This is a genomic window from Kitasatospora sp. NPDC032121 (genome assembly GCF_055580145.1).
Window position 1 is genome coordinate 1 of sequence record NZ_JBVILX010000025.1, and the last position, 13885, is coordinate 13885.

11 protein-coding genes are annotated in these 13885 nt (G+C 71.8%); 1 reads left to right on the forward strand and 10 read right to left on the reverse strand.

The features are described from left to right. Positions 1-324: 324 nt before the first annotated feature. The 9 genes from ACZ5OX_RS35730 to ACZ5OX_RS35770 form a co-directional block, all read right to left on the reverse strand. Positions 325-1848, reverse strand: coding sequence for a CoA-acylating methylmalonate-semialdehyde dehydrogenase (locus ACZ5OX_RS35730; protein ID WP_449791342.1), 1524 nt, complete (start codon positions 1846-1848; stop codon positions 325-327). Positions 1849-2065: 217 nt separating this feature from the next. Continuing rightward, positions 2066-2839, reverse strand: a complete 774-nt coding sequence (locus ACZ5OX_RS35735; protein ID WP_465636024.1) for a nucleotidyl transferase AbiEii/AbiGii toxin family protein — start codon at positions 2837-2839, stop codon at positions 2066-2068. A gap of 114 nt (positions 2840-2953) precedes the next feature. Then, positions 2954-3385, reverse strand: a complete 432-nt coding sequence (locus ACZ5OX_RS35740) for a bifunctional DNA primase/polymerase (RefSeq protein ID WP_465636026.1) — start codon at positions 3383-3385, stop codon at positions 2954-2956. A gap of 133 nt (positions 3386-3518) precedes the next feature. Further along, on the reverse strand, positions 3519-4913 hold the full coding sequence (locus ACZ5OX_RS35745) for an NAD(P)/FAD-dependent oxidoreductase (RefSeq protein WP_449809676.1): 1395 nt from the start codon (positions 4911-4913) through the stop codon (positions 3519-3521). Between the two features lie 63 nt (positions 4914-4976). Continuing rightward, positions 4977-5780 carry an ABC transporter permease gene (locus tag ACZ5OX_RS35750; RefSeq protein WP_224280157.1) on the reverse strand — a complete coding sequence of 268 codons (804 nt, stop codon included), beginning with the start codon at positions 5778-5780 and terminating at the stop codon, positions 4977-4979. Continuing rightward, positions 5780-6724, reverse strand: a complete 945-nt coding sequence (locus ACZ5OX_RS35755) for an ABC transporter permease (protein WP_449791337.1) — start codon at positions 6722-6724, stop codon at positions 5780-5782. Before ACZ5OX_RS35755 ends, ACZ5OX_RS35750 begins: the two co-directional genes overlap by 1 nt. Then, positions 6721-7863, reverse strand: a complete 1143-nt coding sequence (locus tag ACZ5OX_RS35760; protein ID WP_449791336.1) for an ABC transporter ATP-binding protein — start codon at positions 7861-7863, stop codon at positions 6721-6723. The genes ACZ5OX_RS35755 and ACZ5OX_RS35760 overlap by 4 nt, the downstream gene beginning before the upstream one ends. A 41-nt stretch (positions 7864-7904) precedes the next feature. Then, a complete protein-coding gene (locus ACZ5OX_RS35765; protein ID WP_449791335.1) occupies positions 7905-9155 on the reverse strand; it encodes a polyamine ABC transporter substrate-binding protein in 1251 nt (416 codons plus the stop codon). Positions 9156-9209: 54 nt separating this feature from the next. Further along, positions 9210-10721 carry a gamma-aminobutyraldehyde dehydrogenase gene (locus ACZ5OX_RS35770; protein ID WP_465636029.1) on the reverse strand — a complete coding sequence of 504 codons (1512 nt, stop codon included), beginning with the start codon at positions 10719-10721 and terminating at the stop codon, positions 9210-9212. Positions 10722-10975: 254 nt separating this feature from the next. Between ACZ5OX_RS35770 and ACZ5OX_RS35775 the strand changes: the two genes are divergently transcribed. After that, positions 10976-12628, forward strand: a complete 1653-nt coding sequence (locus tag ACZ5OX_RS35775) for a PucR family transcriptional regulator (protein WP_449791333.1) — start codon at positions 10976-10978, stop codon at positions 12626-12628. Positions 12629-12634: 6 nt separating this feature from the next. Here ACZ5OX_RS35775 and ACZ5OX_RS35780 read toward each other — a convergent pair whose 3' ends face one another. Beyond that, entirely contained in the window at positions 12635-13837 is a 1203-nt protein-coding gene (locus tag ACZ5OX_RS35780; RefSeq protein ID WP_465636030.1) for a polyamine ABC transporter substrate-binding protein, read from the reverse strand. Positions 13838-13885: the final 48 nt, after the last annotated feature.

Here is a 13885-nt window from a genome sequence, read left to right on the forward strand (position 1 = left end):
GTCTTCCGGGGCTTGACGCCCTGTCCGACGTTTCAAACTCTAGCCGATCTCCGCTCCGAAAAGCGAATCCGGCCGCAACCCGATAAAACGAGCACACCGAATAAGCACCGAGCCGTCACGCCGAAAAGCGAAACGACCGGCACGAACCGGAAGTGGTGTTTCAGAGGATTGGCTGCCCCGGGACCGTCCGCGCAGTGCGTGTCCGGTGCTCCCTGCCAGGCAGCTCGAAGAACTGTACGCGCTTCCGCGCCCGGATGCAAACGTCGTGCAAAGACGGCCGGCCGGACCCCGGGGAGAGGGGTCCGGCCGGTGGAGCCGTGCGGATCAGCTGTTGGTGGGGAAGCCCAGGTTGATGCCGCCGTGCGACGGGTCCAGCCAGCGCTGGGTCACGGCCTTGCCCCGGGTGAAGAACTGGACGCCGTCCTGGCCGTACGCGTGGGCGTCGCCGAACAGGGAGGCCTTCCAGCCGCCGAAGGAGTAGTAGGCGACCGGGACCGGGATCGGCACGTTGATGCCGACCATGCCGACCTCCACCTCGAACTGGAAGCGCCGGGCCGCGCCGCCGTCGTTGGTGAAGAGGGCGGTGCCGTTGCCGTACGGGTTGGCGTTGATCAGCGCCAGGCCCTCCTCGTACGAGGCGACGCGCACGACCGAGAGGACCGGGCCGAAGATCTCGTCGTTGTAGACGGACATGCCGGGCTTCACGTGGTCGAACAGCGTGGGGCCGAGCCAGAAGCCGTCGGCCGTCGGGGAGCCGTTCCTGTCCTCGGCGGTGACCGGGTGCTTGCGGCCGTCCACGGCGAGCTCGGCGCCGTCGGCGACCCCGGACTCCACGTAGGAGGTGACCTTGTCCCGGTGCTGGCCGGTGACCAGCGGGCCCATCTCGGAGTCGCCGTTGCAGCCCGGGCCGACCTTCAGGGTGGCGATCCGCTGCTTGATCTTGTCGACCAGCTCGTCGCCGATCGGGTCGACCGCGACCAGCACGGACACCGCCATGCAGCGCTCGCCGGCCGCGCCGAAGCCGGCGTTGACGGCGGCGTCGGCGGCGAGGTCGAGGTCCGCGTCCGGCAGGACCAGCATGTGGTTCTTGGCGCCGCCCAGGGCCTGCACGCGCTTGCCGTAGCGGGTGCCGGTCTCGTAGACGTAGCGGGCGATCGGGGTGGAGCCGACGAAGCTGACGGACTTGACGTCCGGGTGCTCCAGCAGGCGGTCGACGGCCACCTTGTCGCCGTGCACGACGTTGAAGACGCCGTCCGGCAGGCCGGCCTCCTTCCACAGCTCGGCGAGGAAGTTGGCGGCGGACGGGTCCTTCTCCGAGGGCTTCACCACGACGGTGTTGCCGGCCGCGATGGCGATCGGGAAGAACCACATCGGCACCATGGCGGGGAAGTTGAACGGCGAGATGATCGCGACCGGACCGAGCGGCTGGCGGATCGAGTAGACGTCGACGCCGGTCGAGGCCTGCTCGGTGAACCCGCCCTTGACCAGCTGCGGGATGCCGCAGGCGTACTCCACGACCTCCAGGCCGCGGGCGATCTCGCCCAGCGCGTCGGAGTGCACCTTGCCGTGCTCCGCCACGATGATCGAGGCCAGCTCGTCGCGGCGGGCGTTCAGCAGCTCGCGGAAGGCGAAGAGCACCGTCGTCCGCTTCGCGATCGAGGCGGTGCGCCACTCGGTGAAGGCCGCGGCGGCGGCGGCCACCGCCTGGTCGACCTCGGCGATCTCGGCGAAGTCGACCTGTCCGGCGACCTGGCCGGTGGCCGGGTCGAAGATCTCACCGCGACGGGGGGCCGCACCGGCGGTGGCGACCGGCTTGCCGCCGATCCAGTGAATGATGTGCTTGCTCAAGGTCCGTCTGCCTCCGAAGTCCCGGGCGGCGTCCTGCCACCGGTCCGGTCTGGCGCCGCCGCGGGTGGGCCGGGCGACGGAAATCACGGGGCTACCGCGCTCGTCTCCCAGTCTGGTGGGCGCTCCGGCCCGGCTCAACGAACAGGCTGACGGGGATCGTGGATTCAGCCTTACAGGTCGTCCGGTCGCTCGGCCGAACGAGTGGCCCGGCGGGACCTCAGGACTCCCCGTCCTCCGGCTCCTCCAGGTACGGGTCGTGCAGCCCGTCCGCCGCCTCCTGGGTCTCCAGCAGGTCCAGCCGCAGGTCCTGCGCCCAGGCCAGCGCCCATCGCTTGAGCTCGTCCACCTCCCCGGCCGGGACGCCCCGGGCGCGGAACCGCCCGTCCGCCGCCTCGGCGAGCGTCTCCAGCCGTTCGGCGAGCGCCGTGGGCTGGAAGTCCGGGTCCAACTCCCCCGCCAACGCGAGCAGTTCACCCTCCCGGTAGCAGCGGGTGAGGGCGTGCACGTCGATCAGGTCGCGCGGCATGCCCCGGTCCGCGAGCAGCACGGTGGTCAGCGCGGCCGCGTCCTCCAGGGCGACGACCGGCAGCACCAGCGGCGGCTCGTCCGGTCCGGGCGCACCGAAGTCGAGCCGGACCGGGCGGTGGCCCAGCGGCTCCTTGCGCAGCTCCACCGAGTGCGACCGTCCGCCGAGCGCCAGCCGGACGGTGAGCTGCTCCAGCCGCGGCGTGCCCGGCCGGTCGACGGCCCCGCCGCCCGCCGCCCGGTACGCCTCGCCCAGCGCGGCGGCCGCCTCCGGCAGGTCGGCGCCGCCGGTCGCCAGGGTCAGCCCGTCCTGCGGGCAGGCCGCGACACCGTGGGCGCGCAGCGCGTGCCCACCGGCCAGGGCGAGGCCGTACCGGTCGCAGACGGGTGCGGCCGCCGCGGCCAGGCGCAGCTGGGCGGCGCCCGGGCGGAGGGGCGCGTCGACGGCGTGCGGGGCGGTGGTCACGCCTCCAGTCTGACGCGGCCGCCCACTCCGCGCGCCGCCACCGGCTCGCGCCCCGGGGTTCCCCCACGCGCCGCCACCGTCGAGCGCCCAGGGATGCCCCGGACGCCCCGCGGCTCACCAGCCGCCGAGCCTCGCCGCCGCCTCGTGCAGGGCGAGCTCCAGCAGCACCGGGTCGTTGAGCCGCCCGGAGCCGTCGGGCGGGACCAGCCAGCGCACGCCCGGGCTGCTGCGCTCGGGGTGCGGGACGACGATCCAGGTGCCCTCCCCGGCGCCGCGCACGCCGGTGCCGATCCAGTGGGCCGCGGTGCCGACGGGCACCAGGAAGCTGAGGTGTTCACCCCCGAAGTCGGTGAGGACCGGGCCGCGGGTGCGCGGGTCCAGGACCTCCAGGGCCGGGCGGCCGAGCCGCCCGGGGACGGAGAGGACGTCCCAGCGCCGGCCGGCCGGCAGCAGCACCAAGCCGAGCCCGGTGCGCTCCCACTGCTCCCGGAAGGTTTCCGGGTCCGGTGCCACCTGGGCGAGCCAGTGCAGTCCGGTGGTCTCCATGTCGTGTCCCCGCTTCTCGCCGTTCGTACTGTTCGGAGACGGCGGGAGGAGCGAGACCCGCCGTCACCAGGGAGAGGCGGACGGCGGGTCCCGATTACACGACTGGGGGCACCCGACTGCGGGTGCGGGCGCTTCAGCTGTCGAAGCCCAGCCCCATCCGGTCGAGGGTGCGCAGCCAGAGGTTGCGGTGGCCGCCGTTGCGGTCCGCCCGCTCCAGCGACCGGGTGGTGATCTCGATCCCGGCCCAGCGCACCGGCTCGGGCGGGAACGGCAGCGGCTTGCTGCGCACCATGTCCAGCGAGGTGCGCTCGGTGCGCTCGCCGGCGAGCAGGTCGAGCATCACCTCGGCGCCGAAGCGGGTCGCGCCGACGCCGAGCCCGGTGTAGCCGACCGCGTACGCGACCTTGCCCCGGTAGCCGGTGTCGAAGAACGCCGAGAACCGGCTGCAGGTGTCGATCGCGCCGCCCCAGGCGTTGGTGAAGCGCAGGCCCTCCAGCTGCGGGAAGCAGCGGAAGAAGTGGTTGGCCAGGGTGCGGAAGGTCTCCGGCCGCTGGTCGTACTCGTGCCGGACGTGGCCGCCGAAGTGGTAGACCGCGTCGTAGCCGCCCCAGAGGATCCGGTTGTCGGCGGAGAGCCGGAAGTAGTGGAACTTGTTGGCGCTGTCGCCGAGGCCCTGCCGCCCGCGCCAGCCGATCGAGGCGAGTTGCTCGTCGCTGAGCGGCTCGGTCATCAGCGCGTAGTCGTACACCGGGACGACGTACGGGCGGACCCGCTTGAGCAGCGACGGGAAGACGTTGGTGCCGAGCGCGACCTTGCGGGCGAAGACCCGGCCGTACGGGGTGCGGACGGCCATGCCGCTGCCGTGCTCCCGCAGGTCGGTGGCCCGGGTGTGCTCGAAGATCCGCACGCCCTGGCCGAGGCAGGCGTCCTTGAGGCCCCAGGCGAGCTTGGCGGGGTGGACCATCGCCACGCCCTCCTTGTCCCAGAGCCCGCCGAGGAAGGTCGGCGAGTTCACCTCGGCGCGCACCTGGTCGGCGTCCAGGACGGTGATGTCGAGGCCGTACCGGGCGACCGCCTCGGCGACCTCGTGGAGCTCCTCGACCTGGTGGGGCTGGGTGGCGACGTCGATCTCACCGGTGCGCTCCCACTCGGCGTCGATGCCGTAGCGCTTGAGGGTGGCCTCGATGCCGTCGAGGTTGGCGGCACCGAGGCGTTCCAGCTGGGCCAGTTCGGACGGCCAGCGGTCCAGGCCGTTGCCGAAGCCGTGGGTGAGGCTGGCCGCGCAGAATCCGCCGTTGCGCCCGGACGCGGCCCACCCGACCTCGTTGCCCTCGACCAGCACGACGTCCAGCGAGGGGTCGCGCTCCTTGGCGATGAGGGCGGTCCACAGGCCGGAGTAGCCGCCGCCGACGACCAGCAGGTCGCAGGTGGTGTCGCCGACCAGGGCGGGCAGCGCCGCCGGCCGGCCGGGATCCTCCAGCCAGAAGGGGGTGGGCCTGGCGTCACTGAGTGCGCGGGCGGAGTCCATGCATTATCAGCCACTTTCTACGGATAGGTGATGGTTGTACGTGCCACCGCTGTCGACCGTACGTCAGGCGGTGGCCTTCCGACGGTTGCCCAGCCACTGGCCGACGACGGTCAGCACGACGGCGGCGAGGAACATCGCGGTGCCGATGACGTTCACCTGCACCGGGATGCCGCGCTGCGAGGCGCCCCAGACGAACATCGGGAAGGTGACCGTGGTCGGCCCCGAGTTGAACTGGGTGATGATGAAGTCGTCGAAGGAGAGCGCGAAGCTGAGCAGCGCGCCCGCCGCGATGCCGGGCGCCGCCAGCGGCAGGGTGACCCTCAGGAAGGTCTGGGTGGGGGTCGCGTAGAGGTCCTGGGCGGCCTGTTCGAGCCTCGGGTCCATGCTCATCACGCGCGCCTTGACCGCCGTCACCACGAAACTGAGGCAGAACATGATGTGCGCGATGAGGATGGTGGTGAAGCCGAACGGGATGCGCATGTTGAGGAAGAGCGTCCCGAGCGAGGCGGCCATGACCACCTCGGGCATGGCCATCGGCAGGAAGATCATCGCGGTGGTGGCCGAGCGGCCGCGGAAGCGGTAGCGGGCCAGCGCGAAGGCGACCATGGTGCCGAGCACGGTGGCGCCGATGGTGGCGAGCACCGCGATCTGCAGGCTGAGCGAGAGCGACTGGCACATGTCGGCGACGCCGCAGGGGTTGGTCCAGGCGTCGGTGGAGAACTCGTTCCACTCGTAGTTGAACTTGCCCACCGGCTTGTTGAACGAGAAGGCCAGCACGACCAGGTTGGGCAGCACCAGGTAGGCGAGGGCCAGCAGGCCGGCCAGCACCACCAGGTGGGCGCGGATCCACTTGAACATCCGGGACATCAGACCAGATCCTCCGTCCCGGCCTTGCGCATGTAGACCGTCACCATGCCCAGGATCAGGGCCATCAGGATGAAGCTCAGCGCGGCCGCCGTGGGGTAGTCGAGCACGTTCAGGAACTGCTTCTGGATGCCGTTGCCGACCATCTGCTCGCTCGGCGAGCCCAGCAGCTGGGCGTTGATGTAGTCGCCGGAGGCCGGGATGAAGGTCAGCAGGGTGCCCGCGACCACGCCCGGCAGCGAGATCGGGAAGGTGACCTTGCGGAAGGTGGTGAACGGCCGGGCGTAGAGGTCGCCGGCCGCCTCGTGCAGGCGCGGGTCGATCCGCTCCAGCGAGGTGTACAGCGGAAGGATCATGAACGGCAGGAAGTTGTAGGTGAGGCCGCAGACCACCGCGAGCGGCGTGGCCAGCACCCGGTCGCCGTCGGTGAGGCCGAGCAGGTTGGTGACGTCCAGGACGTGCAGCGCGTTCAGCGCGCCGACCACCGGGCCGCCGTCGGACAGGATGGTCTTCCAGGCCAGGGTGCGGATCAGGAAGCTGGTGAAGAACGGCGCGATGACCAGGATCAGGATGACGTTGCGCCAGCGCTTGCTCGCCTTGAACGCGATCGTGTACGCGAGCGGGTAGCCGACGACCAGGCAGAGCACGGTGGCGACGGCCGCGTAGGAGAACGAGCGCAGGAAGTGCCACTTGTACTCGACCAGGGCGTCCCAGTAGGTCGAGAAGTGCCAGGTGACCTTGAAGCCCTCTTCGAGCGAGCCGGTCTGCAGCGAGGTCGAGCCCTGGTAGAGCATCGGGACGGCGAAGAAGATCAACAGCCAGGCGATGCCGGGCAGCAGCAGCCAGTACGGGGTGAGCTTGCGCCTGGGCTTCGCCCCCGGTTCCGTGCGGGGGCCGCCGTCGGGGGGTATCGCCTGGGGCGGCGCGGCCGGGGCGGTGGCGGTCATGCGGCCTCCTCCGCGGTGCCCGCGTCGATCGCCTGCGCGGCGTCCAGGGCGAAGGAGTGGGCCGGGTTCCAGTGCAGTCGGACGGCGGCGCCGGGGACGATCCGGGCGTCGCGCTCCATGTTCTGCTCGAAGACGGTGACCTCCTGGCCGCCGTCGGTGCGCACCACGTACTGGGTGGAGACGCCGATGAAGCTGGAGTCGAGCACGGTGCCGGTCAGCCGGTTGCGGCCGTCGGCGACCTGCTCGGAGGCGTGGGTGATGGTGATCTTCTCCGGGCGCACGCCCAGGTGGACGCGCTTGGCGTCGGTGGCGCAGCGCGCCTTCGGCACCGTGAGGCGGGCGCCGGCCGCGCTGAGCAGCAGGTCGCCGCCGTCTGCGCCGGTGACCTCGGCGGGCAGCAGGTTGGACTGGCCGAGGAAGTTGGCCACGAAGGTGGTGGCGGGGTTCTCGTACAGCTCGGCGGGGGCGCCCAGTTGCTCGACCCGGCCGCCGTTCATCACCGCGATGGTGTCGGCCATGGTCATGGCCTCCTCCTGGTCGTGGGTGACGTGCACGAAGGTGATGCCGACCTCGGTCTGGATCCGCTTGAGCTCCAGCTGCATCTGGCGGCGGAGCTTGAGGTCGAGCGCGCCGAGCGGCTCGTCCAGGAGCAGCACCTGGGGGTGGTTGATCAGCGCGCGGGCGACCGCGACGCGCTGCTGCTGGCCGCCGGAGAGCTGGTGCGGCTTGCGCCGGGCGTACTGGCCGAGTTCGACCAGCTCCAGCATCTCGTCGACCTGCTTCTTGACGTCCTTCCGGCCGCGCCGGCGCAGGCCGAAGGCGACGTTCTCGAAGATGTCCAGGTGCGGGAAGAGCGCGTAGCTCTGGAAGACGGTGTTCACCGGCCGCTTGTACGGGGGCAGGGCGGTGACGTCCTGGCCGCCGATCAGGACGGTGCCGGTGGTCGGCTCCTCCAGGCCGGCGATCATGCGCAGGGTGGTGGTCTTGCCGCAGCCGGAGGCGCCGAGCAGGGCGAAGAAGGAGCCCTGCGGGACGGTCAGGTCGAGCGGGTGGACGGCGGTGAAGGAGCCGTAGGTCTTGCCGATGCCGGTGAGCCGGACGTCGCCGCCGGCGGCCGCGTCGCGCTGCTGGTCTGTCATGGGGTGGTGTCTTCCTGGGTTTCTCTGCCGGGAGTCGGGGGTCAGGCGCCGATGAGCTTGGAGAACTTCTGCTCGAAGTCGCTCTCCTCGCTCTCGGAGAGCGTGCGGAACACGTGGGCCTTGACCGCCATCTCGGGGGTGGGTACGACCAGCGGGTTGGCCGCGGTCTCCGGGGCGATGCCGGCGAGCTCGTCCTTCATCCCGGTGACGGCGGATACGAAGCCGATGCCCGCGACCAGCTGCGCCGCGATCTTCGGCTGATAGTAGAAGTCGATCAGCTTTTCCGCGTTCGTCTTGTGCCGGGCCTTGGCCGGGACCAGCATGTTGTCGGTCGAGGCGATGTAGCCCTTCTCCGGGATGACGAACTCGATGTCCGGGTTGTCGGCCCGCAGTTGGATCAGGTCGCCGCCCCAGGCGATGCAGGCCGCGATGTCGCCGGCCGACAGCTCCTGGCCGTAGTCGTTGCCGGTGAACCGGCGGATCTGCTTGCTGTCGACGGCCTTCTGCAGCCGGGCGACCGCGCCGTCGTAGTCGTCGGCGGTGAACTTCGCGCTGTCCTTGCCCTGGTCCAGCAGGACCATCCCGATGCTGTCGCGCATCTCGGAGAGGAAGGTGACCCGGCCCTTGAGGTCGGGGTCGTCCAGCAACTGGGAGACGCTGGTGACCGGCTTCCCCTTGGTCGCCTTCCGGTTGTACGCGACGACGGTCTGGATGCCGGCCCACGGGTAGGAGTAGAGCCGACCCGGGTCCCAGTCGGGGGCGCGGAAGCGCGCGTCGATGTTGGTGATCGCGGTGGTGACGTTCGCCGGGTCGAGCTTCTGCGCCCAGCCCAGCCGGATCAGCCGGGCGGCCATCCAGTCGGTGAGCACCATCAGGTCACGGCCGGTGTCCTGGCCGGAGGCGAGCTGCGGCTTGACCTTCCCGAAGAACTCGACGTTGTCGTTGACGTCCTCGTTGTACTTGACCCTGATTCCGGTGGCCTCGGTGAAGGCGTCCAGGGTGCCGTGCTTCTCCTTGTCCTTCTCGTCCGTGTCGATGTACAGCGGCCAGTTGGAGAAGTCGACCTCCTTCTGCGTCTCGGAGAGGTCCTTGGCGGCGTTCGCGGTCGAGTCGCCGGTCGCCCGCGGGGCCGCCGGGATGCCGCAGGCGGCCAGGGTGCCCGCTCCGGCGGTCAGCGCGGCGGCGCGCAGCAAGGTGCGGCGGCCGAGCGCGGCCCGGCCGCTGGTCAGGCTGCGTTCCCAGGCCCTTCGGACCGGTTCGGGCAGACCGTCGGTGAGCTCGTTGAACGCCATGGAACGGGCCTCCTGGGGGAGATGGGGTGTGGGGGCACCCGCTTGGGCCGGGGGTTATCTGTCTCCGAAGACGGTGCGGTGCCAGTCCTTGCGGGCCACCGCGGTGGTGTCGAACATGACGTGCTTCACCTGGGTGTACTCGTCCAGCGAGTACTGGGACATGTCCTTGCCGTAGCCGGACGCCTTGTAGCCGCCGTGCGGCATCTCGCTGATGATCGGGATGTGGTCGTTGACCCAGACGCAGCCGGCCGCGATCTCCCGGGTGGCGCGCAGCGAGCGGTGCACGTTGCTCGTCCAGGCGGAGGCGGCCAGGCCGTACGGGGTGTCGTTGGCCAGCCGCAGGCCCTCGTCGTCGCCGTCGAAGGGCAGCACGACCAGCACCGGGCCGAAGATCTCGCCCTGCACGACCTCGCTGTCCTGGGCCGCGCCGGTGATCAGGGTGGGCAGGTGGTACGCGCCGCGGGTGAGGTCGGTGCCGTCGTGGCCCTTCTCCGCGGGCCGGCCGCCGGTGACCACGGTGGCGTACGAGCGGGCGCGCTCCACGAAGCCGGCCACCCGGTCCCGGTGGGCGTACGAGACCAGCGGGCCGAGGTCGGTGTGCGGGTTCAGCGGGTCGCCGACCCGGATCGCGGCGTACAGCTCGGCGACCCCGGCCACGAAGGCGTCGTACAGCGGGCGCTGGACGTAGGCGCGGGTGGCGGCGGTGCAGTCCTGGCCGCCGTTGATCAGCGAGGCGGCGACCGCTCCGTGCACGGCGGCGTCCAGGTCGGCGTCGTCGAAGACCACGAACGGGGCCTTGCCGCCGAGTTCCAGGTGGGTGCGCTTGACGCTCGCGGTGGCGATCTCGGCGACCCGCCTTCCGACGCCGGTGGAGCCGGTGAAGGAGACCATCGCGACGTCCGGGTGCCCGACCAGGTGCTCGCCGGCGGTGCGCCCGGCGCCGGTGACCACGTTGACCACGCCGTCCGGGATGCCCGCGGCGGTGCAGGCCCGGGCGAACATCACCGAGGTCAGCGGGGTCAGCTCGGCCGGCTTGAGCACGATGGTGTTGCCCGCGGCGATCGCCGGGAGGATCTTCCAGGCGGCCATCTGCAGCGGGTAGTTCCACGGCGAGATCGAGCCGACCACGCCGACCGCCTCGCGCCGCACGTACGAGGTGTGGTCGCCGGAGTACTCGCCGGCCGCCTTGCCCTCCAGGTTGCGGGCGGCGCCGGCGAAGAAGGCGGCGTTGTCGATCGTGCCGGGCACGTCGAACTCGGTGGCCAGCTTGACCGGCTTACCGGTCTGCCCCGTCTCCACCCGGGCCAGGTCGTCGGCCGCCCCCGCCAGGACGGCGGCCAGCCTGGTGAGCGCCTCGGACCGCGCGCCGGGGCTGGCCGAGGACCAGCCGGGCAGGGCGGCCTTCGCGGCGGCGACGGCGGTGTCCACGTCCTCGGTGGTGGCCAGCGCGACCTGCTCGACCACGCTGCCGTCGGCGGGGTTGACGACCTGGAAGGGTTCCCCGCTCCCCCGGGTCTGGCGGCCCGCAATGTACTGCGCGCCCGGGCCGAAGTCGGTCAGGTCCATCTGGTTCCTCCAAGTGCCGTGGTTCGACCGCTGCGGGGTCACGCGTCCGCGCTGGGGGTCTGCGGTCCCGCTGACCTTGCCTGCTGGGAGGCTGACGTGACAAGGGTCACTTCGACAGCCTCGGCGCGAAGGGCCTTACAGGGTGCAAGGGTGCAGACAGGGCGACAGGTCGTCTGGGGGATGGATGATTTACCTGACACCCTGATCACCCGGAGCCCCCGCTCCGGTCCCCACACGGCCTCCGGAGGCCCGCGATGCTCCCCACCGTCGCCCGAATCCTCGACCTGGACGTGATGCGGCGCGGCCTGCCCCAGGTGGTGGCCGGCGCCGACCACCTGGAACGGCCGGTCCGCTGGGTCCACGTCAGCGAGCTGCCCGACGTCGCCGGGATGCTCCGTGGTGGCGAGCTGGTGCTGACCACCGGCATCGCCCTGCCGGAGGACCGCGAGGGCCTGGCCCGCTACGTCCGCGAGCTGGACGAGGTCGGGGTGGCCGGCCTGGTCGTCGAGTTCGGGCGGCGCTACTTCGACTCGCTCCCCCGCGCCCTGGTCAACGCCGCCGAGCAGCGCGGGCTGCCGCTGGTCACGCTCCGCCGCGAACTGCGCTTCGTCGCCGTCACGGAGGCCGTGCACGCCCTGGTGGTCAACGCCCAGCTGGAGCAGCTGAGGGTCTCCGAGTCGGTCCACCAGGTCTTCAACGAGCTGGTGGTGGAGGGAGCCGAGCCGCCCGAGGTGATCCGCCAGGTGGCCCGGATGGCCGGCGCCCCGGTCGTCCTGGAGAACCTGGCCCACCAGGTGCTCGCCCACGACGCCGCCGGACGCCCCGAGGCCGAGGTGCTGGAGGACTGGGAGCGCCGCTCGCGCGGGGTCCGCCCGGCCGGGCGCACCGGCCACGACCCGCGCAGCGGCTGGCTGGTCACCACCGTCGGCGCCCGCGGCCAGGACTGGGGCCGCCTGGTGCTGGTGCAGGAGCCCGGCCCGCTGCCCGGGGGCGAGCCCCACCCGCACACCATGCTGCTGGAACGCGGCGCCTCCGCGCTGGCGCTCAACCGGCTGGTGGTGCGCGACCGGGAGAGCCTGGAGCGGCAGACCCACCGCACCCTGCTGTCCGGCATCCTCACCCACGCGCTGACCGTCTCCGAGGCGGCCCTGCGCGCCCAGGCCCTCGGCGTCCCGCTGGAGGGCCGCCGGCTGGTCGGCGTGGTGCTGCGACAGCGGCGCGGGCCGATCCCGGCCGCGCTGGAGGCCCAGGCCCGGCTGCGCGACTTCACCGAGCTGGCCGCCGGCGCGGTCCGGGCCTGCCGGCTGACCGCGCTGGTCGGCGCGCTCGACGACGAGGCCGTGGGCCTGCTGATCGCCCTCGGCACCCAGCAGGACGAGCACGCCGCGCTGGACTCCCTCTCGGCCACGCTGCGCCGGATGTCGGCCGAGGCCGGACGGGAGGGCGGCGACCCGGCCGGCCCGGTGGTCGCGGTCGGCTCCTCGGTCGGCTCGGTGCGTGACGCCCGGCGCACCCTGCTGGAGGCCACCCAGGTCGCCGACGCCGCCCTGCACGACGCGCCCGGCGGCCGCAGCTCCTCCTACTACCGCCTGCCGGACGTCCGGCTGCGCGGCCTGCTCCACCTGCTGCGCGACGACGCCCGGCTGCAGACGTACGTGGAACGGGAGTTGGGCCCGCTGCTGGCCCACGACGCGGAGCACAACGGCCAGTTGGTGCAGATGCTGCGGATCTACCTGGAGCAGGGCCGGAACAAGTCCGCCGCGGCGGACGCCGCGCACCTGTCCCGGCCGTCCTTCTACGACCGGCTGCACAAGGTCGAGCGGATCCTCGGCGTGGACCTCGACCAGGTGGAGTCCTGCCTCTCCCTGCACGTGGCCCTGCTCGCCCTGGACGCGGTGCGCCGGTAGGACGGATCACACCCCGGTGATGCGGCCCCAGACCTTGTGCAGCTCGGGCCGCTCGGCCGAGGCGACGTCGCGCATGGTGTGCAGCCGGGCGCGCATCTCCTCGGTCGGGAAGACCAGCGGGTTCTCGGCGAGTTCGGCCTTCTCCTTGTCGCCGCTGTCCGCCAGCACCTCGCGGGCGGCCGGCACCGGGCAGATGTACTGGACGAACGCGGCGAGTTCGGCCGCCACCTCGGGCTGGTAGTAGTAGTCGATCAGCAGCTCGGCGTTGCGCTTGTGGGCGGCCCGGTTGGGGATCATCAGGCTCTCCGCCCACAGCTCGCCGCCCTCCTCCGGCACCACGAACTCGATGTCCGGGTTCTCGGCGGTGAGCTGGACGGCGTCGCCCGAGTACGCCTGGCAGGCGAGCGCCGCGCCGGAGGCGAGGTCGCTGGTGTAGTCGTTGCCGGTGAAGCGCCGGACGTGGCCGCTGTCGACCGCCTTCTGCACCAGGTCCATCGCCCTGCGCGCGTCGTCGTCGCTGAACTTCGCGATGTCCGCGCCCTGGGAGAGCATCAGCAGCCCGAGCGCCTCGTCCAGTCCGGCGAACAGCGTGACCCGGCCCTTGAGGTCGGGCGCCCACAGGTCCGCGGTGGACCTGATCTCGCGGCCGAGCGCCTTGCGGTTGTAGGCGATGCCGGTGATCCCGGACTGCCACGGCACGCTGCGCCTGCGCCCGGGGTCGAAGGCCGGGTCGGCGAGCTGGGGGTCCAGGTTGGCCGTGACGTTGGGCAGGTTGTCCCGGTCCATGGCCTGCACCCAGCCCAGCGAGACGTACCGCCCGGCCATCCAGTCGCTGATCACCATCAGGTCCCGGCCGGGGGCGGCGCCCTGGGTGAGCACCGGGCTGATCTTGCCGAAGAACTCGTCGTTGTCGTTGATGTCCTCGGTGTAGGTGACCTCGATCCCGGACTTCTCACTGAACGCGTCCAGGGTCGGGCGGCCGCCCGCGTCGTCGGTGTCGATGTACTGCGTCCAGTTGGAGAAGGCGAGCCGCTTGTCGCTCTCCGAGCGGTCGGGGGCCGAGCGGCGGTCCTCGGCCACGTACGCGGACGGGATGCCGCAGCCGGTCAGCGTGCCGGCGCCGAGCAGCGCGGCGCCGCCGAGCACAAAACGCCGGCGGACGGCACGGGAGTCGACGGGACGGCGGGTCAGGGTGGTGCGGCTGGGCATGAGCGGCCTTCCGGAGCGTGGGACGGCCCCGGGCACGCGCGTGCTCGG

Coding starts and splice junctions, on each gene's coding strand:
- ACZ5OX_RS35780 (WP_465636030.1), bottom strand. CDS start 13,837: ATGCCCAGCCGCACCACCCTGACCCGCCGTCCCGTCGACTCCCGTGCC.
- ACZ5OX_RS35760 (WP_449791336.1), bottom strand. CDS start 7,863: ATGACAGACCAGCAGCGCGACGCGGCCGCCGGCGGCGACGTCCGGCTC.
- ACZ5OX_RS35740 (WP_465636026.1), bottom strand. CDS start 3,385: ATGGAGACCACCGGACTGCACTGGCTCGCCCAGGTGGCACCGGACCCG.
- ACZ5OX_RS35775 (WP_449791333.1), top strand. CDS start 10,976: ATGCTCCCCACCGTCGCCCGAATCCTCGACCTGGACGTGATGCGGCGC.
- ACZ5OX_RS35755 (WP_449791337.1), bottom strand. CDS start 6,724: ATGACCGCCACCGCCCCGGCCGCGCCGCCCCAGGCGATACCCCCCGAC.
- ACZ5OX_RS35770 (WP_465636029.1), bottom strand. CDS start 10,721: ATGGACCTGACCGACTTCGGCCCGGGCGCGCAGTACATTGCGGGCCGC.
- ACZ5OX_RS35765 (WP_449791335.1), bottom strand. CDS start 9,155: ATGGCGTTCAACGAGCTCACCGACGGTCTGCCCGAACCGGTCCGAAGG.
- ACZ5OX_RS35750 (WP_224280157.1), bottom strand. CDS start 5,780: ATGTCCCGGATGTTCAAGTGGATCCGCGCCCACCTGGTGGTGCTGGCC.
- ACZ5OX_RS35745 (WP_449809676.1), bottom strand. CDS start 4,913: ATGGACTCCGCCCGCGCACTCAGTGACGCCAGGCCCACCCCCTTCTGG.